19 protein-coding genes and 1 tRNA gene are annotated in these 23,290 nt (G+C 69.8%); 9 read left to right on the top strand and 11 right to left on the bottom strand.

Going from position 1 to position 23,290, the window contains the following annotated elements; genetic code table 11:
• Positions 1-102: 102 nt before the first annotated feature.
• Together NDW01_RS43865 and NDW01_RS18680 are read left to right on the top strand one after the other, a co-directional pair.
• Positions 103-1,341 carry a sensor histidine kinase gene (locus NDW01_RS43865; RefSeq protein WP_252822211.1) on the top strand — a complete coding sequence of 413 codons (1,239 nt, stop codon included), beginning with the start codon at positions 103-105 and terminating at the stop codon, positions 1,339-1,341.
• Positions 1,338-2,006, top strand: a complete 669-nt coding sequence (locus NDW01_RS18680) for a response regulator (RefSeq protein WP_252822213.1) — start codon at positions 1,338-1,340, stop codon at positions 2,004-2,006. The genes NDW01_RS43865 and NDW01_RS18680 overlap by 4 nt, the downstream gene beginning before the upstream one ends.
• Before the next feature lie 78 nt (positions 2,007-2,084).
• Here NDW01_RS18680 and clpB read toward each other — a convergent pair whose 3' ends face one another.
• From clpB to dnaK, 5 genes are read right to left on the bottom strand one after another with little or no spacing between them, the layout of a single operon-like run.
• Positions 2,085-4,673, bottom strand: coding sequence for an ATP-dependent chaperone ClpB (gene clpB / locus NDW01_RS18685; protein WP_252822215.1), 2,589 nt, complete (start codon positions 4,671-4,673; stop codon positions 2,085-2,087).
• Positions 4,674-5,114: a heat shock protein transcriptional repressor HspR gene (locus tag NDW01_RS18690; RefSeq protein ID WP_252783903.1), complete on the bottom strand. Its 441-nt coding sequence runs from the start codon at positions 5,112-5,114 to the stop codon at positions 4,674-4,676.
• A gap of 5 nt (positions 5,115-5,119) precedes the next feature.
• Positions 5,120-6,274, bottom strand: a complete 1,155-nt coding sequence (gene dnaJ / locus NDW01_RS18695) for a molecular chaperone DnaJ (RefSeq protein ID WP_252783904.1) — start codon at positions 6,272-6,274, stop codon at positions 5,120-5,122.
• Positions 6,275-6,313: 39 nt separating this feature from the next.
• Complete coding sequence (gene grpE / locus NDW01_RS18700; protein ID WP_252822218.1) at positions 6,314-7,006, bottom strand: nucleotide exchange factor GrpE; 693 nt, start codon at positions 7,004-7,006, stop codon at positions 6,314-6,316.
• A gap of 52 nt (positions 7,007-7,058) precedes the next feature.
• The gene (dnaK, locus tag NDW01_RS18705; RefSeq protein WP_252783906.1) at positions 7,059-8,915 is read right to left on the bottom strand and encodes a molecular chaperone DnaK; all 1,857 of its coding nucleotides are present in this window, start codon (positions 8,913-8,915) and stop codon (positions 7,059-7,061) included.
• 420 nt (positions 8,916-9,335) lie between these two features.
• On the opposite strand from dnaK, the gene NDW01_RS18710 reads away from it, so the two are divergent.
• Positions 9,336-10,355, top strand: a complete 1,020-nt coding sequence (locus NDW01_RS18710; RefSeq protein WP_252822220.1) for a hypothetical protein — start codon at positions 9,336-9,338, stop codon at positions 10,353-10,355.
• On the opposite strand, the gene NDW01_RS18715 is transcribed toward NDW01_RS18710, so the two are convergent.
• Positions 10,352-11,056, bottom strand: a complete 705-nt coding sequence (locus NDW01_RS18715; protein ID WP_252822222.1) for a C39 family peptidase — start codon at positions 11,054-11,056, stop codon at positions 10,352-10,354. The genes NDW01_RS18710 and NDW01_RS18715 overlap by 4 nt on opposite strands.
• Before the next feature lie 185 nt (positions 11,057-11,241).
• Between NDW01_RS18715 and NDW01_RS18720 the strand changes: the two genes are divergently transcribed.
• The 5 genes from NDW01_RS18720 (at position 11,242) to NDW01_RS18740 (ending at position 17,152) form a co-directional block, all read left to right on the top strand.
• On the top strand, positions 11,242-12,672 hold the full coding sequence (locus NDW01_RS18720) for a non-oxidative hydroxyarylic acid decarboxylases subunit C (RefSeq protein ID WP_252822223.1): 1,431 nt from the start codon (positions 11,242-11,244) through the stop codon (positions 12,670-12,672).
• On the top strand, positions 12,669-12,908 hold the full coding sequence (locus NDW01_RS18725; RefSeq protein ID WP_252822225.1) for a non-oxidative hydroxyarylic acid decarboxylases subunit D: 240 nt from the start codon (positions 12,669-12,671) through the stop codon (positions 12,906-12,908). Before NDW01_RS18720 ends, NDW01_RS18725 begins: the two co-directional genes overlap by 4 nt.
• Positions 12,909-13,050: 142 nt before the next feature.
• A complete protein-coding gene (locus NDW01_RS18730; RefSeq protein ID WP_252822227.1) occupies positions 13,051-13,656 on the top strand; it encodes an RNA polymerase sigma factor in 606 nt (201 codons plus the stop codon).
• Complete coding sequence (locus tag NDW01_RS18735; RefSeq protein ID WP_252822228.1) at positions 13,649-14,806, top strand: CU044_5270 family protein; 1,158 nt, start codon at positions 13,649-13,651, stop codon at positions 14,804-14,806. Before NDW01_RS18730 ends, NDW01_RS18735 begins: the two co-directional genes overlap by 8 nt.
• A 201-nt stretch (positions 14,807-15,007) precedes the next feature.
• On the top strand, positions 15,008-17,152 hold the full coding sequence (locus tag NDW01_RS18740) for a (Fe-S)-binding protein (RefSeq protein ID WP_252822230.1): 2,145 nt from the start codon (positions 15,008-15,010) through the stop codon (positions 17,150-17,152).
• A 300-nt stretch (positions 17,153-17,452) separates the two neighbouring features.
• Here NDW01_RS18740 and NDW01_RS18745 read toward each other — a convergent pair whose 3' ends face one another.
• The 3 genes from NDW01_RS18745 to dcd all read right to left on the bottom strand — a co-directional run bounded on the left by NDW01_RS18745 (position 17,453) and on the right by dcd (position 21,495).
• Positions 17,453-19,210 (bottom strand): ABC transporter permease/substrate binding protein, encoded by a 1,758-nt coding sequence (locus tag NDW01_RS18745; protein ID WP_252822232.1) that lies wholly within the window; start codon positions 19,208-19,210, stop codon positions 17,453-17,455.
• The gene (locus tag NDW01_RS18750) at positions 19,203-20,378 is read right to left on the bottom strand and encodes a quaternary amine ABC transporter ATP-binding protein (RefSeq protein ID WP_308211729.1); all 1,176 of its coding nucleotides are present in this window, start codon (positions 20,376-20,378) and stop codon (positions 19,203-19,205) included. The genes NDW01_RS18745 and NDW01_RS18750 overlap by 8 nt, the downstream gene beginning before the upstream one ends.
• 541 nt (positions 20,379-20,919) lie before the next feature.
• On the bottom strand, positions 20,920-21,495 hold the full coding sequence (gene dcd / locus NDW01_RS18755) for a dCTP deaminase (RefSeq protein WP_252822237.1): 576 nt from the start codon (positions 21,493-21,495) through the stop codon (positions 20,920-20,922).
• A gap of 177 nt (positions 21,496-21,672) precedes the next feature.
• Here dcd and NDW01_RS18760 point away from each other — a divergent pair.
• Positions 21,673-21,746 (top strand) — tRNA-Gly (locus NDW01_RS18760).
• A 91-nt stretch (positions 21,747-21,837) separates the two neighbouring features.
• Here the strand turns inward: NDW01_RS18760 and NDW01_RS18765 are convergent.
• Together NDW01_RS18765 and NDW01_RS18770 are read right to left on the bottom strand one after the other, a co-directional pair.
• Positions 21,838-22,842, bottom strand: a complete 1,005-nt coding sequence (locus tag NDW01_RS18765) for a tyrosine-type recombinase/integrase (protein WP_252822239.1) — start codon at positions 22,840-22,842, stop codon at positions 21,838-21,840.
• 220 nt (positions 22,843-23,062) lie between these two features.
• Positions 23,063-23,290, bottom strand: a 228-nt coding sequence (locus NDW01_RS18770) for a transposase (RefSeq protein ID WP_252822241.1), incomplete at its 5' end; no start/stop codon positions are given.

Below are 23,290 nucleotides of genomic sequence, written 5' to 3' on the forward strand. Positions count from 1 at the left end.
AGGGGCAGGGCCCGGTGCGTCGTACTTTGGTACCGGTCCGACCTGCTGATTCGCGCCCAGGGTCGGATGCCGAGGGAGATGGTTCCTCCTAGTGTCGGCGTCGTGATCGAAGTTCGCGGGCCGACCAGGCGGTATGGTCCCGAGGCCGCCGCGGAGGCCCGTACGCCGGCGCCGGCCCGATGGGTCCGCCGGGTCTGCGGATTCGTCCGCGCCGTCGACGCGCGTCACCCGCTGTGGTGGGACGTCGGGCTGCCGGTCGCCCTGGCACTGGTCACGCTGCGTCCCTACCTCGGTGCGTCGTACGTGGGTTGGGCGGTGTGGCTGAGCTTCGTCGCTCCCCTGCCGTGGCGTCGCAGACGCCCCTTCCGGGTGCTGCTCGCCATGGCGGTTCCGGTCGTGCTCTCCCTGGGGGACGGGACCGTGCCGCCCAACGCTCTGGGACTTTGCGTCGCCCTGTACGGAGTGGCCCTGCGTTCGGCGATCTCGCGGGTGACCTTGAGCGGGCTGCTGACCGGCGCGGCCATCGCCGCGGACGTCATGTGGTGGCGGAGCGATGGCCTGGGCCTGCGGATCCTCACCGGCCTCATGCCATGCGCCGCGAGCCTCCTGCTGGGCTTGTTCGTCCGCGTCCGCCGGGAGGAGATCGCCGCGCTGGAGGACAAGGCCACCCTGCTGGAACGACAACGTGATCAGCAGGCCCGTCTCGCGGCGGCGGCCGAGCGGAACGCGGTCGCCCGTGAGATGCACGACATCATCGGTCACAATCTGTCGGTCATCGCCGGCCTCGCGGACGGCGGGAGATTCGCCGCGGCCAAGGCCCCGGACCGGGCCGTACAGGCCTTGGAGGCCATCAGCGACACCAGTCGGCAGGCCCTGGACGAACTGCGGCGCGTGCTGGGCGTCCTCCGAGACGACGATCCGGCGCGGGGGCCGGCTGGTCTGGCGCCGCAGCCCACTCTGGCCGACCTCGACGAACTGCTGGATCGGTTGCGGGACACGGGGCTGACCGTCCGGTACACGACTACGGGAAGCCCGCACGCCCTGTCCGCCGGGCACCAGCTGATGATCTATCGCATGGTGCAGGAATCGCTGACGAACGTCCTCAAGCACGCCGGTCCGGGCTGTGTGACGCGGGTGCGAGTACGGCACGATCCGGAAGGGGTGACGGTCACGGTGACGAACACCGGCGGCCCTGCCGGCACCGAGGCCGGTGGCGCCGGTCAGGGGCTCACGGGGATGCGTGAGCGAGCGGCCCTGTACGACGGCAGGCTGCGGGCGGGACCGCTGCCTGCCGGGGGATGGCACGTCGACCTATGGCTCCCCCGGGAGCGGGACCGGTGATCACCGTAGTGATCGCCGACGATCTGGCGCTGCAGCGATTCGGATTTCGGATGCTGCTCGAGAGCCAGGACGACATGACCGTCGTCGGCGAGGCCACCGGCGGCTCGGAAGCGGTCCGGATGACGGCGGAGCTGGGCCCTGACGTCGTGCTGATGGACGTCCGCATGCCAGGCCTCGACGGCGTCGAGGCGACCCGTCGCATCATCGCGTCCGGCGGCCGCAGCCGCGTCCTCATCCTGACCACGTTCGATCTGGACGAATACGCCTTCGCCGGGCTGCGGGCCGGGGCCAGCGGCTTTCTGGTGAAGGACGCGCTCCCGGACGATCTGCTGTCCGGTATCCGCGCGGTCGCCGACGGGAACGCCGTCGTGGCCCCGGCGCTGACACGGAGGCTCCTTGACCGGTTTGCGCACCGCTTCCCGGTCCCCGGAGCGGCCGGCGAACCCGATCCGCGGCTGCGGTCGCTGACCGAGCGCGAACGCGGCGTTCTCCTCTGCATCGCCCAGGGCTGCACCAACAAGGAGATCGCCGAACGCCTGGTCCTGGCGGAGTCGACGGTCAAGACGCATGTCGGACGCGTCCTGGCCAAGATCGGCGCACGTGACCGGGTGCAGGCCGTGATCTTCGCTTATGACATCGGCCTGGTGACCCCGGAGGGCCGCTGAGCCGCGCCGGAGGCGCGGCCAGGCCATGGATGGCCGAGGGGCCCGGCTTGCGCGCGGGCCCCTCGGTACGACGGACGGTCAGGCGACGGTGACGGCGGGCTTGACGGTGAGGGTGTCGGAGCCGAGGTCGGTATCGACGATGACCTCGTCGCCGTCGCTGATCTCGCCGGACAGGAGCTCCTTGGCGAGCTGGTCGCCGATCGCGCTCTGTACGAGGCGGCGGAGCGGACGGGCGCCGTACGCCGGGTCGTAGCCGGTCAGGGCCAGCCACTCGCGGGCGGCGTCGGTGACGGTGAGCGTCAGGCGCCGGTCGGAGAGGCGGCGGGCCAGCCGGTCGATCTGCAGGTCGACGATCTTCGTGAGCTCCTCGGTCGACAGGGCGTCGAAGACGATGACGTCGTCGAGCCGGTTGAGGAACTCGGGCTTGAAGTTCGCCCGTACCGTCGTCATGACGGCGTCGCGCTTGGCTCCGTTGTCCAGGGTCGGGTCGACCAGGAACTGCGAGCCGAGGTTCGACGTCAGGATCAGGATGACGTTGCGGAAGTCCACCGTACGGCCCTGGCCGTCGGTCAGGCGGCCGTCGTCGAGCACCTGCAGCAGGATGTCGAAGACCTCGGGGTGGGCCTTCTCGACCTCGTCCAGCAGCACGACGCAGTACGGCCGGCGGCGGACCGCCTCGGTGAGCTGGCCGCCCTCCTCGTAGCCGACGTAGCCGGGAGGCGCGCCGACGAGGCGGGCGACCGAGTGCTTCTCGGCGTACTCGCTCATGTCGATGCGGACCATCGCCCGTTCGTCGTCGAACAGGAAGTCGGCGAGCGCCTTGGCCAGCTCCGTCTTGCCGACGCCGGTCGGGCCGAGGAACAGGAACGATCCGGTCGGCCGGTCGGGGTCGGAGACGCCCGCCCGCGCCCGGCGTACGGCATCCGAAACAGCCCTCACGGCATCCGATTGCCCGATGAGGCGGCGGCCGAGCTCGTCCTCCATGCGGAGCAGCTTGCTGGTCTCGCCCTCGAGGAGCCGGCCGACGGGGACGCCGGTCCAGGACGACACGACCTCGGCCACGTCGTCGGCGCCGACCTCCTCCTTGACCATCGTCTCGCGGGTCTCGGCGGCCTCCGACGCCTCGGCGAGCTGCTTCTCCAGGACGGGGATCTCGCCGTACATGAGGCGGGCGGAGGTCTCCAGGTCGCCGTCGCGCTGGGCGCGCTCGGCCTGGCCGCGCAGGTCGTCGATGCGCTTCTTCAGCTCACCGACCTTGTTCAGCCCGGCCTTCTCCCGCTCCCAGCGGCCGTTGAGGGCGCCCAGGCTCTCCTGCTTGTCGGCCAGCTCGGCGCGGAGGCGTTCGAGGCGGCGCTTGGACGCCTCGTCGGACTCCTTCTCCAGAGCCAGCTCCTCCATCTTGAGCCGGTCGACCGAGCGCTGCAGCTCGTCGATCTCGACGGGCCGCGAGTCGATCTCCATACGGAGCCGGGAGGCGGCCTCGTCGACCAGGTCGATGGCCTTGTCCGGCAGGAACCGCGCGGTGATGTACCGGTCGGACAGCGCTGCGGCGGCCACGAGCGCGGCGTCGGAGATTTGCACCTGGTGGTGCGCCTCGTACCGGCCCTTGAGGCCGCGCAGGATCGCGATGGTGTCCTCGACCGTCGGCTCGCCGACGAAGACCTGCTGGAACCGCCGCTCCAGCGCCGGGTCCTTCTCGATCCGCTCGCGGTACTCGTCGAGCGTGGTCGCGCCGATCATCCGCAGCTCGCCGCGGGCCAGCATGGGCTTGAGCATGTTGCCCGCGTCCATGGCGCCTTCGGCGGCGCCCGCGCCGACGACCGTGTGCAGCTCGTCGATGAACGTGACGATCTGGCCGTCGCTCTGCTTGATCTCGTTCAGGACGGCCTTGAGGCGCTCCTCGAACTCGCCGCGGAACTTCGCGCCCGCGACCATCGCGCCCAGATCGAGGGAGACGAGGCGCTTGTTCTTCAGGGTCTCCGGCACGTCGCCGGCGACGATCCGCTGGGCCAGGCCCTCGACGACCGCCGTCTTGCCGACGCCGGGCTCGCCGATGAGGACCGGGTTGTTCTTCGTACGGCGGGACAGCACCTGCACGACGCGGCGGATCTCGGTGTCGCGGCCGATGACCGGGTCGAGCCCGCCGTCGCGGGCCTGCGCGGTCAGGTCGACGCCGTACTTCTCCAGTGCCTGGTAGGTCTCTTCGGGGTTCTCGGTGGTGACGCGCGCGTGGCCGCGGACCTTCTCGAACGCCTCCAGCAGCGCGTCGGGGGTCGCGCCGTTCTCCTTCAGGAGAGTGGCGACGGGGCCGCCGTCGGTGGCCAGGCCGACGAGCAGGTGCTCGGTGGAGACGTACTCGTCCTCGAGCTGCTTGGCGCGGTTGGCGGCGGTGTTGATCACCTTGAGCAGCGGCCGGGAGGTGTCCGGCGCGTTGACGGTGGACCCGGCGGCCTTCGGCAGCGCGGCGACCTGCTCCTCGGCGCGGCGGCGGATGGCCTGGGGGTCCGCGCCGACGGCCTCGAGCAGCGGCGCGGCGATGCCGTCGGACTGGCCGAGCAGCGCGACCAGGAGGTGCACCGGCTCGACCAGGGGGTTCCCCTCGGTCGAGGCCCGCCGGACCGCGACCGAGACGGCCTCTTGGCTCTTCTGGGTCAGCTTGTAATCCACTTATTCCTCCCCCCGAGATCGCCACAGCACCACGCTGGTCTGCCGGATCGGCACGAGGTCCGCTCCAGTGTCAGAACCGTGGCCGTTCTTCAGTTTGACGAGCCGGGCCGCGACGGCGCGCGTGGACTCCAGCTCGTTGCTCAGCTCCTCGACCATCGCCCGGAGGCGTGCCACCTCGGCGCGCAGTGTCTCGGACTCGCGCTGGAGGTCGAGGATGTGCTTGATTCCGGCGAGGTTGATGCCCTCTTCCTGGGACAGCCGCTGGATCTCCCGGAGCATCACGATGTCCCGCATGGAGTAGCGGCGCCCACGTCCGGCCGTACGACCGGGGGACACGAGGCCCATCCGGTCGTACGTGCGGAGGGTCTGCGGGTGCAGCCCCGACAGCTGGGCCGCCACCGAGATGACATAGACCGGGCTGTCGTCGCCGAACGGATCCATGATCGTCACCCCTCTCTCGCCAGGTGCAGCAGCTCGCTGCGCAGGTCGTCCCCGTTGTTGCTCGCGCGGATCTTCTCCAGCGCCTCCCGGGTCGTGTCGTCGATGTGCTCCGGCACGTGCACCTCGACGGTCACCAGCAGGTCGCCCTTGGTGCCGTCGCGGCGCGTCGCGCCCTTGCCGCGGACCCGGAACGTGCGCCCGTTCGGGGTGCCGGCCGGAATCCGCAGGGTGACCGGCTGGCCGCCCAGCACCGGCGCCTTGATCTCCGCGCCGAGGGTGGCCTCGGGGAAGGTCACCGGCACGGTGACGGTCAGGTTGTCCCCGGAGCGGCCGAACACCTTGTGCCCCGTCACGTGCACGACGACGTACAGGTCACCGCTGGGGCCGCCGTTCTCGCCGGGCGCGCCCTTGGCCTTGAGCCGGATGCGCTGGCCGTCGGCGACCCCGGCCGGGATGCGCGCCTGGATCGTGCGGGTGCTCTGCGCCCGCCCGCTGCCGTGGCAGGTGGGGCAGGGGTCGTCGACCACGAGGCCACGGCCGTGGCACTCACGGCAGGGCTCGGAGAAGGCGAACCCGCCGGCGTTGCGGCTCTCCTGCCCCGTGCCCTCACAGCGCGGGCAGACCCGGGGCACCGTGCCGTCCTTGGCCCCGCTGCCCCGGCAGGTCGGGCAGGCTGCTTCGCTGGTGAGCCGCAGCGGCACCGTCTTGCCGTCCAGGGCCTCGCTGAAGGTCAGCGTGACCTCGGTCTCGACGTCGGAGCCGCGGCGCGGCCGCCGGGGGGCCTGCCGGCGGCCGCCGAACAGCCCACCGAAGAGGTCGCCGATCCGCTCACCGGTGCCGGTCGTGCCTCCGGGCGGGTTGCCGAAGAGGTCGCCCAGGTTGACCCCGAAGCCGCCCTGGGCGCCGCTACGCGGCCGGGCACCCCCGAAGAGGCTGCGGGCGTCGTCGTACTCCTTGCGACGCTTCTCGTCCGACAGGACGTCGTACGCCTCGGAGATCTCCTTGAACTTCTCCTCGGAGTCGGCGTCGCCGCGGTTGGCGTCCGGGTGGTACTGACGCGCCAGCTTCCGGTAGGACTTCTTGATCTCGTCCTGCGTCGCGGTCTTCGGAACACCGAGGACCTTGTAGTAGTCCTTCTCGATGAAGTCCTTGGTGCTCACCGGCGTTCCTTACCTCTTTCGCTGTGGGTCTGCTTCGTCTCAGTCCTCGCCGGCCCCGTCGGGCTCGGCCTCGGCCTTCGCGCCGTCGGCCGTGCTCGCCGGCTCCGGCTCCGACTCCGAGGCGGCCTCCTCGGCCGACCCGAGGTCGGCGGTCGGCTCGGCGACGGCCACCCGGGCGGGCCGGAGGGTCCGCTCGCCGATGCGGTACCCCGCCTGCAGGATCTGAACGGCCGTCGGCTCCGCGACCTCGTCGGAGTAGGAGTGCATCAGCGCCTCGTGGACGTTCGGGTCGAAGGGCTCACCGGCCGTCCCGAACGACTCGAGCCCGAGCTTGCCGACGATGCCCTCCAGGGCCTCGGCGACATGCTTGAACCCTCCGGTCAGCTCGTCGTGCTCCCGGGCGCGGCCGATGTCGTCGAGCACCGGCAGCAGCTCGCCCAGCACGTACGCGAGGGCCTGCTCGCGCACGGCCGTACGGTCCCGGTCGACCCGCTTGCGGTAGTTGGAGTACTCCGCCTGCAGCCGCTGAAGGTCGGCCGTGCGCTCGGCGAGTTCCTTCTCCAGCTTGGCGGCCTTGTCGGCGTCCGCGCCGGAGGGCGCTTTCGCGGTGGGGGACTCGGGAGCCGGCGTGTCCGCCGGCTCCCGAACCTCACCGGTCTCGGGATCGATGCGCCGCTTGTCGCGGATCACCGGGCCCTTGCGCTCCTCGGCGTCGTCACGACGCTCCGTCACGCTTCCTCCTCGAGTACCAGCTCGTTCCGGTGTGACGCGGGGAACGCCCCGGTCACGCCGCGCCGCCCTTGGTGTCCTTGTCGTCGTCCACGATCTCGGCGTCGACGACCTCGTCGTCCTTCGCCTGCTCGCCCGCGGCCTGGCCGTCTGCCGGCTGGCCCTCGGCGGTCGCCTGGTTCTGGGCGTACATCGCGGCGCCCATCTTCTGGCTGACCTGGGCGAGCTTCTCGGAGCTGCTGCGGATCGCGTCGACGTCCGTGCCCTCGAGGGCCTTCTTGACCTCGTCCAGCGCCGACTGGACCTCGGTCTTCACGTCGCCCGGGATCTTCTCGTCGTTCTCGCGGAGGAACTTCTCCGTCGAGTAGGCGAGGGTGTCGGCGTTGTTGCGGGTCTCGGTCTCCTCGCGGCGCTTGCGGTCCTCCTCCGCGTACTGCTCGGCCTCGCGCATCATGCGGTCGATGTCGTCCTTGGGCAGGGCCGACCCGCCCGTGATGGTCATCGACTGCTCCTTGCCGGTGCCGAGGTCCTTGGCGGAGACGTTCACGATGCCGTTGGCGTCGATGTCGAACGTGACCTCGATCTGCGGGACACCGCGCGGCGCCGGCGGCAGGCCGGTCAGCTGGAAGGTGCCGAGCTTCTTGTTGTACGCCGCGATCTCGCGCTCGCCCTGGTAGACCTGGATCTCCACGGACGGCTGGTTGTCGTCGGCGGTGGTGAACACCTCGGACCGCTTGGTCGGGATCGTGGTGTTCCGCTCGATGATCTTGGTGAAGATGCCGCCCTTGGTCTCGATGCCCAGGGACAGCGGCGTGACGTCGAGCAGCAGGACGTCCTTGACCTCACCCTTGAGCACACCGGCCTGCAGGGACGCGCCGACCGCGACGACCTCGTCCGGGTTGACGCCCTTGTTGGCCTCCTTGCCGCCGGTCAGCTCCTTGACCAGGTCGGCGACGGCGGGCATACGGGTCGAGCCGCCGACGAGGACGACGTGGTTGATGTCGCCCACGCTGATGCCGGCGTCCTTGACGACCTGCTGGAAGGGGCCCTTGCAGCGGTCGAGCAGGTCCGAGGTCATCTTCTGGAACTCGGCGCGGGTGAGCTTCTCGTCCAGGTGCAGCGGGCCCTCGGACGAGGCCGTGATGTACGGCAGGTTGATGCTCGTCTCCGAGGAGCTGGACAGCTCGATCTTCGCCTTCTCGGCGGCCTCGCGGAGCCGCTGCAGCGCCATCTTGTCCTTGGACAGGTCGACGCCGTGGGCGTTCTTGAACCGGGTGACCAGCCACTCGACGACCTTGTTGTCCCAGTCGTCACCACCGAGGTGGTTGTCACCGCTGGTGGCCTTGACCTCCACCACGCCGTCGCCCACCTCGAGGAGGGAGACGTCGAAGGTGCCGCCACCGAGGTCGAAGACGAGGATGGTGGCCTCGCTCTCCTTCTCCAGGTGGTAGGCGAGCGCCGCCGAGGTCGGCTCGTTGATGATGCGCAGGACGTTGAGACCCGCGATCTGGCCGGCCTCCTTCGTGGCCTGCCGCTGGTGGTCCGAGAAGTACGCCGGAACGGTGATCACCGCGTCGGTGATCTTCTCACCGAGGTAGGCCTCCGCGTCGCGCTTGAGCTTCTGCAGCACGAACGCGCTGATCTGCTGGGGCGTGAAGTCCTTACCGTCGATCGTGGTCTTCCAGTCGGTGCCCATTTCGCGCTTGACCGACCGGATGGTGCGATCGACGTTGGTCACCGCCTGACGCTTGGCGACCTCGCCGACCAGGACCTCGCCGTTCTTGGCGAAGGCGACGACGGACGGCGTGGTCCTCGACCCCTCCGCGTTGGCGATGACGGTGGGCTCGCCACCCTCCAGGATCGCGACGACCGAGTTGGTCGTTCCAAGGTCGATACCGACCGCACGTGCCATGAGTTGGTTCCTCCGACTGTGAGCTTGCTAAGCCGATGAAGCTGAGTCCAGCAGACGCAAGGTTGCCAAACCGCTCTCGTGGTGTCAAATGACTTGAGTCCACCCGACTCAACTTTGCTGACTGGTACAACGAGCGGCGCTCCCCCCTTGTTCCCGTCCCGGGGAGGAGATCCGGGATCTTCGCGGCGAACCGGCCCGCCGGAAGCCCCGGAATCTCAGATGGTGCTCAAACCCCTCTCCGCCGTCCGGGAACTCCGGTAGGGAGATCGGGAGACATAGGGGTGACGGGGGCCCGCGCCGGGTTCCGGCCGGTGGCCGGAAACCCGCGCGAGTTTCGGGCGGGTGGCGGTAACCGGGCGCGAGGCCGACTCATCCGAGATCGGGGACCGCCCGCTCCGGGAGGCGAAGGGGGCCTGACGCGTGATCGACCTGATGCGGGTCGTCGGCGAGACCGACGAGAGCCCTTCGCCGTCCGGGGACCGGGCCGCGTCCTCGCCCGGGCGGCGCTGCGGCCGGTCGGGCGTGGGCGTGGGGGTCCCGCTGGCGCTGGCGGTCACCGGCGCGGCCGTCGCGGTCGCGCTGTCGCTCGGGTCGTCGGCGCCCGCGCCGCGGCCCGAAACGCCGTCCGGCCGCGACATCCTCCTCGCGACGGCCACCGCCGTGGACCGCCGTACGGGCCCGGCCACGGGTCGCTACTGGCGGGTGGTCGAGACCGGCCGCTCCATGCTCCCCGCCGGGCGCAGCGTCGGCGCGGACCCCATCGAGGTCCGCGTGCGGGACGAGATCTGGCTCGCCGGGCCCGGCGGACGGCGGAGCGTCGCGTACCGGCAGTGCCTCGGCACGCGCCCGCTCACCCCGGCGGAGCGGGCCGCGCACCTGGACCGGCCCTCCCGGGCGTGGCCCGCGGACTCCGCGGCGGCGCCGATCTGCGCGGCGGGGTCCGGGCCCGCCGTACGGAACGCCGACCTCACGGCGGCCGCCGACTACCGCCTCGCGGACGTCGCGGTGTCGCCGACCTGGCTGGACCACCTCTCGACCGAGCCCGGCGTCCTGCGCCGGCAGGTCGAGGCGAAGCTCGCGACGGCGCAGCAGGGCGGCCTGGGCGTGTTCGGCCACGTCGTGCTGCCGCAGCTGACGGCCGACCTGCCGCTCCGTCCGGAGATCCGCGCGGCGGTGCTGCGGATGATGGCCGGGCTGCCCGGCGTACGCGCGGCCGGCCCGGTGCGGGACGCGCTCGGCCGTACCGGGGAGGGCGTCGTGATCAGCGGGCTCGGCCTCACGACCACGGAGCTGCGCTGGATCGTCGATCCGCGCGGCGGCGGCGTCCTGGGCGTGCAGGAGGTCGCCACCGGGCGCGGGCGCCGCCCGGCCGGAACGGTGGTCGCCGAGAAGGCGTACGTCTCGGCGGGCTGGACGAACGACGCTCCGCCCGGCGGCTAGGTGTAGATGTAGTAGAGCCCGGAGGGCTGGAGCGCCTTCAGGAGAGCCGAGGCGCGGAGCGTGTGAGTGCCGCCCGTTGGCCGCCACGGGTCGAAGACGGTGATGGTCCTCTTCTTCTGGTCGTAGCCGTACGCGACGATGATGTGCCCGGTCTTGTGGCGCGATCCGATGCCTCTGTTCCAGGGCAGCCGTTCCCACCAGACCGCGACGAGGGGCGCGCGGTGCAGGACGCCGACGTCGTACGACACCTCTCTGAAGAGGTAGGTCGAGCCGCTGCTCGGCCAGGCGTCGAACGTGAGCGAGTACGGGGTGTGGGCGAGGTAGCCCCGGAGGGCGCTCATGGCGTTGTCGCCGGTGGTGCCCTTGGGGTATTTCGTCCTCATCTTCCGCGCCAGCGCGGACTGCCGGACCTTGATGTGGAACGTCGAGAGGCTCATGACGCCGGACGCGGGCGCGCAGTTGTACGACGTCGTCTGGAATTCCCGCGTCATGCGCAGCCGGTGCGACACCGGCGGCACCGGAACGGTCGGAGACGCGCTCGGAGCGGGTGCCGAGGCGCTCGGCGCGGAGGCGGCGGGTGTATCGGCGAGGGCGCGGGCACCGTCGGCCGGACCCCGGTCCCGTGCGGCGCCGGCACCGCACCCGGCGAGAACGACGGCGGTGGCCGCCGCGAGCCCGGCGACCCACCGACCACGCGGCACCCTGCGCAAGTTTGCCCCCATATGACGGATCGGTGGGTGAATGATGGCACGATCCGCCATTCATGGCATTGCTTTTCTTTGACGCTGAAACCCGGAACGCCGGGGCGCGGCGGCGGGCCGCGGAACCGCTCTTAGTGTGGAAAACGGGCATCGCACGGGCATCGCACTCGAGAGAAGGAGTTCCGATGGCCTATGACGATCTGCGCGGCTTCCTGGACACCCTGGAAAGGGAGGGACAGCTGCTGCGCGTCTCCGACGAGGTGCTCCCGGAGCCGGACCTGGCCGCCGCGGCGAACGCCGCCGGGCGGATCGGCGAAGGCGCGCCCGCGCTGTGGTTCGACAACGTCAAGGGGTTCACCGACGCCCGGATCGTGCTGAACGTGCACGGCTCCTGGCCGAACCACGCCCTCGCGCTGGGCCTGCCCAAGAACACCCGGACCAGGGACCAGGTGGAGGAGTTCGCCCGGCGCTGGGACGACTTCCCGGTGACGCCCGAGCGCCGCGAGGACGCCCCGTGGCGGGAGAACACCGTCGAGGGCCCGGACGCCGACCTGTTCCGGGTGCTGCCGCTGTTCCGGCTCAACGACGGTGACGGCGGCTTCTACCTCGACAAGGCGGCCGTCGTCTCCCGCGACCCGGACGACCCGGACGACTTCGGCAAGCAGAACGTCGGCGTCTACCGCATCGAGGTCCTCGGCCCGAACCGGCTGGCGATCCAGCCCGTCCCCGTCCACGACGTGGCCATCCACCTGCGCAAGGCGGAGGAGCGAGGCGAGGACCTGCCGATCGCGATCACGCTCGGGAATGACCCGGTGATCTCCATCGTCGCGGGCATGCCGATGGCCTACGACGAGTCCGAGTACGCGATGGCGGGCGCGCTGCGCGGCGCCCCGGCGCCGATCGCCACCGCGCCGCTGACCGGCTTCGACGTGCCGTGGGGCTCGGAGGTGGTCGTCGAGGGAGTGATCGAGGGGCGTGAGCGGCGGCTGGAGGGGCCGTTCGGGGAGTTCACCGGCCACTACTCCGGCGGCCGCCGGATGCCGGTGATCCGCGTCGACCGCATCTCGTACCGGACGGATCCGATCTTCGAGTCGCTGTACCTCGGCATGCCGTGGACGGAGATCGACTACCTCGTCGGCCCGAACACCTGCGTGCCGGTGCTCAAGCAGCTGCGGGAGGAGTTCCCGGAGGTGCAGGCGGTCAACGCGATGTACACCCACGGCCTCCTGGGGATCATCGCGACGAGGAAGCGGTACGGCGGCTTCGCCAGGGCGGTCGGCATGCGGGCCATGACGACCCCGCACGGACTCGGCTACCTGAAGGTCGTGATCGTCGTCGACGAGGACGTCGACCCGTTCGACCTGCGCCAGGTGATGTGGGCCGTCTCCGCCAAGGTCGACCCGGCGGTCGACGTCATCACCATCCCCAATCTGCCGGTCGTGCCACTGGACCCGGCGTCCTCGCCGCCCGGCATCATCGCCAAGCTGCTCATCGACGCCACGACGCCCGTCTTCCCTGACGACCGGGGCCACTTCGGCACCCCCGTACGGGACCTGCCCGAGACCGGGGAGTGGGTGCGCCGCCTGCAGGCGCTCCGCTCGGAGGAGCTCCCATGACCGCCGTGATCTGCCCGCGCTGCGCGCACGAGACCGTCGACCACGTCGCCACGTCCCCCGTGCCGGGTGTGTGGGACGTGCTGAGCTGCGGGCGCTGCTTCTACATGTGGCGCACGACCGAGCCGGAGCGCCGTACGCGCCGGGACGCCTATCCGGAGTCGTTCCGGCTGACGCCGGAGGCCATCGCCGCCGCGCAGGAGGTCCCCGCGGTCCCCCCGCTGCGCACCGCCCGGTGATCCGGAATAGCCGTCGGCCGTACGACGCGCTGATCCGGGAACCACCGCCGCGCCGCAGAGGGATGGGAATCCGCCGCTGCGGGGGAGAAGAGGTGACCGTCATCCACGCCAATAGATGAGGCACCAGATGAAGGAGCCCCCCATGGTCGCTCCCCCCGACGCCGGACCGGACCTCCCGACCGACGCCTCGGTGATCGAGCGGTCCTGGCAGGACCCGGAGCGATTCGGCGTGATCTTCGACGCGTACTTCGCGGAGATCCATCGGTACGTCGCACGCCGGCTCGACGTCGAGGCGGCCGACGACATCGCGGCGGAGACCTTCCACGTCGCGTTCCGCCGGCGGAAGAGGTTCGACCTGAGCCGGGACAACGCCCGGCCCTGGCTGTACGGCATCGCGACCAACCTCATCGCCAGGCACCGGCGTACGGAGGCGCGACGATTCCGCGCCCTGGCGCGTCTCGGCGACGACGGCCCGGCGGGCGGCCACGAGGACCGGGTCGCGGCCCAGGTGAGCGCGGAGCACGAGCGGAGCCGCCTGGCGCAGGCCGTCGGCGCCCTGTCCGCCGACCAGCGTGACGTGCTCCTGCTCGTCGTCCTGGCCGATCTCACCTACGACGAGGTCGCGCAGGCGCTGGACGTGCCGTACGGCACGGTCGCCTCGCGGTTCAGCAGGGCCCGGGCGAAGCTGCGGAAGGCGCTGGGCGGGGTCGACCCCCTGCACGATCAGGAAGGACCCATCGATGGATGAGCTCCAGGCCGTACGGGAGTTGTTCCCCGAGACCCCGCCGCCGGCCGCCCGAGTGACCGCCCGGGCCCGGCGGCGGGCCACCGGGGCCGCGGGGCGCCGCCTGCCACGCCTGCGCTGGGCGCTGCCCGGCCTCGGCCTGGTCGCCGCGGCGACGGCGGTCGCGCTGGCCGTGGGCTCGGCCGGTTCGGCCGGCGACGGGCCCAAGCGGCCCGTCCCGACCTCCTCACTGCCGCTCGACGGCAGGGCGGTGTTCCTGGCCGCGGCGGAGCAGGCAGAGAGGCAGCCGATGGGCGGCTACTGGTACTGCGATCAGATCTCCGGGCAGTCGTATCTGCTCAAGGCCGGGTACGCCGTCATCGGCGCGCACCTGGAGACCTTCGAGTGGACCGGTGCCGCGAAGGGGAGCGGCGGCCGTTTCTACGGGCGCGACCTGCCCGCGCGACCGGCGACTCCGGAGGACGAGGCCGTCTGGGAACGGGCGGGGGCGCCGACGAGTTTCCGCGTCATGTCCAACGGCCACCCCATGACGTACACCCGGAAGGCGGGCCGTTGGGAGGAGGACAAGGGCGGGCAGCACTCCGGCGGTCGTTTCTTCCTGATGGGCTTCGGTAAGGAGCTGACCACGCAGGAGGTGCTCGCGCTCCCCACCGACTCCCGGACTCTGGCGAAGCGGTTCCTGTCTCCTCCGTCGCCGAGGCGGCCGGGGGCGAAGAGGGGGCCGGCTCCGGTGAGCAACGCGTACAAGCTCCTCAGGGCGGCTGACCTCCTCACGAGCGCGCCACTGCCGCCGAAGGTGGGTGCCGGGTTGATGCGCGCGCTGGTCGCCCAGCCCGGCGTGCACACCATCGCGACGGCGAGCGACGCGCTGGGCCGTCAGGGTGTCGCGCTCGCCGTCGACCAGCCGTCGTGGGGCTGGGACCTGAGGCCCGACGGGACGTTCGTCCGGAAGGACAACGGCTACCGGACCCAGGAACAACTGATCTTCGACAAGAAGACCGGGGCCCTCCTGGCCGAGCAGTCGGTGCTCCTCACGCCCGGGGGCGAGTACCGGAGCCGCAAGCCCGGCTTCGTGATCGACTACTGGCTGATCCGGAGCTACGGCTGGACGGACCGCAGGCCGTCCCCGCCGCCGGCCCTGCCGTTCCGATAGCCGATCACGGCTGGTCGCGTACGCGTCCCGTGCCGCACCGGGGCACGGGACGCTCGTGTCGCCGTGCGGACGGCCCTGAGGGGTCGGGCGAGGATGACCCGAGAAGCTACTGCTCGGTAGACTCCTGGAGTCCCATGTCGATGGCTGTCAGTTGCCGGCCGTACGCTGATTGCCAACGCCGTACCCCAGGAGGACGGAACATTGGTTCTCAGGTTGATCATCGGGCTTGCCGCAACGGTGGTCGCGCTGGTGTTCGCGGTTCGGCGAGTCCTGTTCCTCTACAGGCTCGCGACGAACGGCCAGCCCGCCCCCGACCGCATCGCGCTCGCCAAGGCGAGCATCGGTGAGGACGTCAAGCTCCAGGCCGTCGAGGTCTTCGGGCAGCGCAAGCTGCTCAAGTGGACCGTGCCCGGCGCCGCCCACTTCTTCGTCATGTGGGCGTTCTTCATCCTCGCGACGGTCTACCTCGAGGCGTACGGCGCGCTGTTCTTCGGGCTGGACTTCCACATCCCGCTGGTCGGCAAGTGGAGCGTCCTCGGGTTCCTGCAGGACTTCATCGCGGTGGCGGCGTTCCTCGGCCTGATCGTCTTCACGACCATCCGGGTGAAGAACTCCCCCAAGAAGCTCGACCGCAAGTCCCGGTTCAAGGGCTCGCACCTCGGCGGCGCCTGGTTCACGCTGTTCATGATCTTCAACGTGATCTGGACGATGTTCCTGTTCCGGGGCGCCGGTGTCGCGACGGGCAACTTCCCGTACGGGAACGCGGCGTTCATGTCGCACCTGGTCGGCAACGGCCTCAAGCACCTCGGCCACGGCGCGGACGAGGCACTGGAGTCCGTCGGCCTGCTGCTGCACATCGGCGTCATGCTGGTGTTCCTGCTGTTCGTGCTGAACTCCAAGCACCTGCACATCTTCGTCGCCCCGATCAACGTCCTGTTCAAGCGCCGCCCGGACGGCCTCGGCGCGGTGCAGCCGATGATGAGCGACGGCAAGCCGATCGACTTCGAGGAGGCCGACCCGGACGAGGACACCTTCGGCCGCGGCAAAATCGAGGACTTCACCTGGAAGGGCTACCTCGACTTCGCCTCCTGCACCGAGTGCGGCCGCTGCCAGTCGCAGTGCCCCGCCTGGAACACCGGCAAGCCGCTGTCCCCGAAGACCCTCATCATGGACCTGCGCGACCACGCCCAGGCCAAGGCGCCGTACATCTTCGCCTCCGAGGAGGAGCGGGCGAACCTCCCCGAGGACGTCCTCAAGGAGGCCGGCCGCCCGCTCGTCGGCGGCGCGGACGTGAACGGCGTCATCGACCCCGACGTCCTGTGGTCCTGCACCAACTGCGGCGCCTGCGTCGAGCAGTGCCCGGTGGACATCGAGCACATCGACCACATCGTCGACATGCGCCGCTACCAGGTCATGATCGAGTCGAGCTTCCCGTCCGAGGCCGGCGTGATGCTCAAGAACCTGGAGAACAAGGGCAACCCCTGGGGCATGTCCGAGATGAAGCGCCTCGACTGGATCGAGGAGCTCGACTTCGAGGTCCCGGTCGTCGAGGACAAGATGCCCGAGGACACCGAGTACCTCTTCTGGGTCGGCTGCGCCGGCGCCCTGGAGGACCGCGCGAAGAAGACCACCAAGGCCATCGCCGAGCTGCTGCACATCGCGGGCGTGAAGTTCGCGGTGCTCGGCCCGATGGAGGCCTGCTCCGGTGACCCGGCCCGCCGCCTGGGCATGGAGTTCGTCTTCCAGATGCTCGCCCAGCAGAACGTCGAGACCCTCAACGAGGCGGGCGTCAAGAAGATCGTGGCGTCCTGCCCGCACTGCTTCAACACGCTCGCCAACGAGTACCCGCAGCTCGGCGGCACGTACGAGGTCGTGCACCACACCCAGCTGCTGTCGCATCTGGTGGACACCGGCAAGCTCACGCCGGTCACGCCGATCGAGGAGAAGATCACCTACCACGACCCGTGCTTCCTCGGCCGGCACAACAAGGTGTACGCCCAGCCGCGCGACATCATGGCCCAGGTGCCGGGCGTCCAGACGCAGGAGATGCACCGCTGCAAGGAGCGGGGCTTCTGCTGCGGCGCGGGCGGCGCGCGGATGTGGATGGAGGAGCGCATCGGCAAGCGCATCAACACCGAGCGCGTTGAGGAGGCGCTGGGCACCGACCCGGACACCGTCTCCACGGCCTGCCCGTTCTGCCTCGTCATGCTCGGCGACGCCATCAACGAGAAGAAGAACAGCGGCGGCGCCAAGGAGTCCCTCGAGGTCGTCGACGTCGCACAGCTGCTGATCAAGTCGGTCAAGGGCGAGCCGGAGGCCGAGCCCGCCCCCGCGGCCGCCGAGTAGGCATCCCACCGCACGCCGAGGGCCCGCCACCTGATGATCCGGTGGCGGGCCCTCGATACGTGTGAAGGCATGAATAAAGGCGGTGCCATCTCGGGGGAGCGGGGATGTGAGATGGCACCGCCCTAACGTTCCCAATCAGGTGTGACGAGAGCCACAGGGGCGGACGTCAACCGAACTGATCGGTAACGCGTCGTCCGAAACTATCGGCTTTGCCGTTGGTTGGCCACCGATTGTGGAAAGAATCACGGGCCGTCCCGGCGGAGTCCCCAGGACGGCCCGTGCCCGAACGCCGGGATCGGATCAGGCGGTCAGCCGCTTGACGAACCCCGCATGCTGCTTCTCCCACTCGGCGACGCCCTTGGCCGGCGCGTCCTTGTACTTGTTGATCACCAGATCCTCGAGCGGGAACAGCTCCGCGTCGGACATCTGGAACTTCTTCAGCCAGCCGCTCAGCTCCGGGAAGTCCTTCACGAAGCCCGCCCGGCTGAGGATGTGGGCCTGGTCCGGAGCGCCGAAGGCCTTCTGCGGGTCGGCCAGCGGCTTGATCGGGAACTTGGTGTACGCCCAGTGCGGCTTCCACAGGGTCACCACGATCGGCTGGTTCGTCTGCGCGGAGCGGTTGAGCTCCGCGAGCATCGCCGCCGTGCTGCTCTGCACCAGCTTGTAGTCGCCGAGCCCGTACCCGGGAATCACCTTGTTCTTGACGATCTTCATCTCGCCGGCGCCCGGCTCGATGCCGACGATGCGGCCCTTGTAACGGGCGCTCTGCCCCTTGAGGTCGGCGACGGAGTTCGCCGGGTCGTTCTTCAGCACGGCCAGCTGCATGCTGGCGTTCTTGTACCAGACGCCGATGTCCTGGAGCCGGTCCTTGTACTTGTTGTAGTAGTCGGCGTGCGTCGTCGGCAGCCATGAGTCGAGGTACAGGTCGATGTCGCCCTGGGCGAGCCCGGCGTACATCGGGCCGGCGTCGACCTGCTTGAGGGTGACCTGGTAGCCCTTCTTCTCCAGCTCCGTCTTCCACAGCTGGGTGACGGCGATGTCCTCGTCCCACGGGATGTAGCCGATGGTGATCGGCTTGCCCTTGGCGCCGCCGCCGGAGCCCATGACGCCGAGCGTCGTGGCCAGCAGCGCGAACACCACGACGCCGGACAGGGCGAGCGCGGGCCGCGGGCGGTACCGCAGGACGGACGACACGCCGCCGTGCACGGCCCGCTCGGCGTGCCGCCGCGCGGCCGGTGCCAGGCGCTGCCCGAGGGCGCCGGTCATGCGGTCCAGGATGATCGCCAGCAGCACGACCGCCAGGCCGGACTCGGCACCCGCCCCCAGGTCGTACTGCGTGATCGCGCCGAAGACGTTCGCGCCCAGGCCGGCGGCGCCGACCATGCCCGCGATGACCACCATGGACAGCGACAGCATGATCACCTGGTTGACGCCGGTCATGATGGTCGGCAGCGCCAGCGGCAACTGCACCCGGGTAAGGATCCGCGACGACGGCGTGCCGAACGCCTCGGCCGCCTCGACCATCTCCGTGTCGACCTGCTTGATGCCGAGCTCGGTGAGGCGCACGCCCGGCGGGATCGAGAAGATCATCGTCGCGATGACGCCCGGCACCTCGCCGAGGCCGAAGAACGAGATCGCCGGGATCAGGTACACGAACGCCGGCATCGTCTGCATGAAGTCGAGCACCGGCCGGGCCACCGCGCCGACCGACGGCACCCGCGCGCTGAGGATGCCCAGGGGGATCCCGACGAGGAGAGCGGCGGCGCTGGCGACCAGCACCAGCGCGAGCGTCTGCATGGCCGCGTCCCACTGTCCCAGCGAGTCGATCGCCATGAGGCCCACGAACGTCAGGACGCCCGCGAGCAGGCCGCGCAGCCACCAGCACAGCATCGCGATCAGGGCCGCCAGGGCCAGCGACGGCGGCGCGGTCAGCAGGTGGCCGAGGCCGTGGACGACGCCGCCGACCACGTCACTGATCGCGCCGAAGACCGGGCTGCCATGCTTGGTGAGGAAGTCGACCGCGTCGGTGACCCAGGCGCCGAGGGGGATCCTAGGCATCGGCGGTCACCCCCCGAGCCGGGGATTCCTCTCCGGGGACGGATCCCTCCCCGGGGATGGAGTCCTCCCGTACGACCGGGAAGTCCCCCGTGTTGCCGCCCATGTGACCCAGCGCGGCGAGCAGCGTGACGCGCGGGATCACGCCGATGAGCTTGCCGTTCCCGTCGGTGACGGGCACGGGCAGCGGGCTCTCCGCGCACGGTAGGAACAGGTCCGCCACGGGGGTGTCCGGGTCGACCGGATGCGTACCGCCCTCGACGAGGCCGTCGAGCGTGTTCCGCCCCGCCCGTACGGCCTTGGCCGCGGGCTCGGCGAACACCACGCCGGTCAGCCGCCGGTCACGCGTCACCACGAACGCGAAGGACGTCTGCTGCTCGCGCATGACGCGCACGGCCGCGCGGGGACCACCGTTCGCGTCGACCACCGCGATCGGCTTGTCCATCACCGAGCGTGCGGTGAGCACCCGCGTACGGTCGACGTCGGCGACGAACTGCGCGACGTAGTCGTTGGCGGGATCGGTGAGGATCTCCTCGGCGGTACCGATCTGCATGACGCGGCCGTGCCGGAGCATCGCGACCCGATCGCCGAGCCGCATGGCCTCGTTGAGGTCGTGGGTGATGAAGACGATCGTCTTGCCGAGTTCGCCCTGCAGGTCGAGCAGCAGGTCCTGCATCTCCCGCCGGATCAGTGGGTCCAGCGCGCTGAACGCCTCGTCCATGAGCAGGATGTCCGTCTCGGCGGCCAGCGCGCGGGCGATGCCCACCCGCTGCTGCATCCCGCCCGACAGTTCGTCGGGGTAGCGGTCCTCCCAGCCCGCGAGGCCGACGTGCTCCAGGAACTTCTTGGCCTTCGCCAGCCGTTCTGCTTTTGGAACGTTCCGAACCTCGAGCCCGTACGCCGCGTTCTCCAAGACGGTGCGGTGGGGGAAGAGCGCGAAGTGCTGGAACACCATGCTGACCTTCTCCTGGCGGAGCCGGCGCAGCTCCTTCCCGCCCATGCCGGTGATATCGACACCGTCGATCTCGATGCTGCCGTCCGTCGGCTCCAACAGGCCGTTGAGCATGCGGATCAGCGTCGACTTGCCGGAGCCCGACAGCCCCATCACGACGAAGATCTCGCCCTCGTTCACCTCGAACGAGACGTCTGCGACGGCCGCGGTCACGCCCATCCGACGAATCTCCTCGGGGTCGGCGCCCTGCCGAATCTTGCGAAGGGCCTCAGCCGATCGGCGACCGAAGACCTTTGACACGTGTTGCGCGCGGATTCTGGGCACGTCGTCCTTCCGTCCGGCCGCGCCGCCGTCCAAGGGTCATCGTCCCCGTCGGACCGCGCGGCGATCTGCGCGAACCGCTGGTGCCCGCCCCACCGCGGCTCGCTCTGTACGACCCAGGCGGAGATATGACACATGTCACTCTCCTGGCCGTGAACCGACCGATTGGGTCATGCGTCAAGGCACTTTATCGTCAGGTTAAAGTCGGCGCACGTACGTGTGTGAACCATCACATCGCGCAATGATCGGTTTGACCTGCGAAAACATGGGGAGCGCAGCCCGTCTGGGGGTGCTCCGCGCCGGGCCTGCGCCGCATCGGCCGGAGCGCCGGCGGTGGCTGATGCAAGGTCGCGCGCCGCGAAACGTCGACCGGCCCCTACACGCGGTGGCGTACGGGCCGGGAACCGTCGCCGGCGTCTCACGCCGGCGTGCCGCCAGATCAGATCTGGGTGCGGTGGAAGTTGAGGTAGGACCGCGACGGCGTCGGGCCGCGCTGGTCCTGGTACCGCGACCCGTGCCGCTTCGAGCCGTACGGCTCCTCCACCGGAGAGCTCGTACGGAACAGGCACATCTGCCCGATCTTCATGCCCGGCCACAGCTTGATCGGCAGCGTCGCGACGTTCGACAACTCCAACGTCACATGCCCGGAGAAGCCCGGATCGATCCACCCCGCCGTCGAGTGCGTCAGCAGCCCCAGGCGTCCGAGCGAACTCTTCCCCTCCAGGCGCGCCGCCAGATCGTCCGGCAGGCCGAACACCTCGTACGTCGAGGCGAGCACGAACTCCCCCGGATGCAGGATGAACGGCTGATCCGCGTCGACGTCGACGAGCCTCGTCAGGTCGGGCTGCTCCACCGCCGGGTCGATGTGCGGATACTTGTGGTTCTCGAACACCCGGAAGTAGCGGTCCAGGCGCACGTCGATACTCGACGGCTGAACCATGCCGGGGTCGTACGGATCGATCTTCATCCGCCCGGACTCGATCTCGGTCTTGAGATCACGATCGGAGAGCAGCACGACAAGAAACTACCGGGTGCGGCCGCCCAACACGTAAACGCGCCCCTGATCAGCCGTCTGCCGGCATCCGCGCCGGCCTCCGAGCGCGCGATGGTCCGCCCTGGACCCGAACCGCCGGGCGCGAGGGGTGTGGCTTCCGGTAGCATGTGCGGGCGGTCACCTGAGAAGGCGACTGATGCGGGTGTAGTTCAATGGCAGAACTCCAGCTTCCCAAGCTGGTAGCGCGGGTTCGATTCCCGTCACCCGCTCCAACGACGAAAGCCCAGGCCAGGGAAGAGATTCCCAACCTGGGCTTTGATCTTGGAAGGGCCGGTAACCGGCCGTCGGGCCATTAGCGGGCCATTAGCCGATCCGGGCCAGCACGTCGGCCGTTCCGTCGTCTTCGTCGCCGTCCCCGTCATCGGACCGACGAGCACCCTCAACGAGCGCGTTCAGTCCTTCGGCGATCTTCCGGTCAGCCTGGTTGGACGCGTGCTGATAGATCAGCGCGGCCCGCTCGTTGTCGTGCCCCATGCGCGCCATCAGGTTCCGGAGCGAGACGCCCATGTCGGCCGCCAGCGTGTTCCCGGTGTGCCGGAGATCATGGAAGTGCAGACCGGGAGCGCCCATCGTTCGGACGACATCGACCCAGCGCGTGAGCTTGTTGAAGCCGCTTCGCCGCAGTGGACCGCCCTTGATACCGGTGAAGACCAGGGCGTCATCCCCGCGTTTCGTGTACTTGTCCAGGTGGGCCTTGATGTCCGGGATGATGGCCGCCGGGATGCTCACGGTCCGCCGGCCAGCGCGGGACTTGGGAGGACCGAGGAGCATCTTGCCGTTGTCCTGCTCGGTGTAGGCGAAGCGGACACGGACCGTACCGGCCGCAAGGTCGATGTCCCGCCGCTTGAGCGCGGTCACTTCGCCCCATCGCAGGCTTGCGAACGCGGCCAGGAGCACGAGCGCCCGGAACCGATCGTCATGGGTCGCGTCGGCTTTGCCTTCCATGGTCAGGTCCCAGAGCGCACGGGCCGCAGCCGCCCGAGTCGGGAACGTCTCCGAGTGACGACGCATCACGCCGCCGACTGCTCGGTACCGCAGCCGGTATTCGCCGGAGTCGAGCTTGCGGATGTTGCCTACCGGGCGGACACCCACACGTCCGGCCAGTTCGAAGACCTGGGCCACGGTGAGCACCGGGCGTTCGGCCGCCTGCTCGGTACCGGCACCACGCACCCGGCAGGGGTTACGAGGAAGGATCTTGTCCTCTTCCACTGCGGTCATCAGTACGGCCCGCAGCAGGCGGTAAGCCTTGGCCGCCTGGTTCTCCGAGACACCAGCGGCGAGAAGCTTCGCCCGCCACTCACGGATCATCTGTGTACTGAGCCTGCCGAGCTGCACACCGCCGAGTTGCGGAGCGACGTACTTGCCGAGAAGCCAGCGATACAGATCAACCGTCCGTGGGCGCAGTCCGGCCCGCTGATCGATCCACTTCTCTGCGTAGTCACCAAGTTTGATCTTTGCGCGGTCCGGGTCCGGTCACGTCCAGCGGAGTGGTGTATGAGTTGGCCTTCGCGTGATCCGTTCCTGCAGGTTAAGCGGTGATTGCTTGCGGTGCGGTGTCCTGGTCCGGCGTTTCGCCGCTCAGGAGTCGCAGGCGTGCTTTGGCGAGGAATTCCAGGCCCATGTAGCGGCGGGCTTCGGTCCATTCGTCGGTTTGTTCCATGAGCACTGCGCCGATCAGGCGGATGATCGCGGCCCGGTCGGGGAAGATCCCGACCACGTCGGTGCGGCGGCGGATCTCCTTGTTCAGCCGTTCTTG

This window comes from Actinoallomurus soli (assembly GCF_024055715.1).
Taxonomy (GTDB): Bacteria; Actinomycetota; Actinomycetes; order Streptosporangiales; family Streptosporangiaceae; genus Actinoallomurus; species Actinoallomurus soli.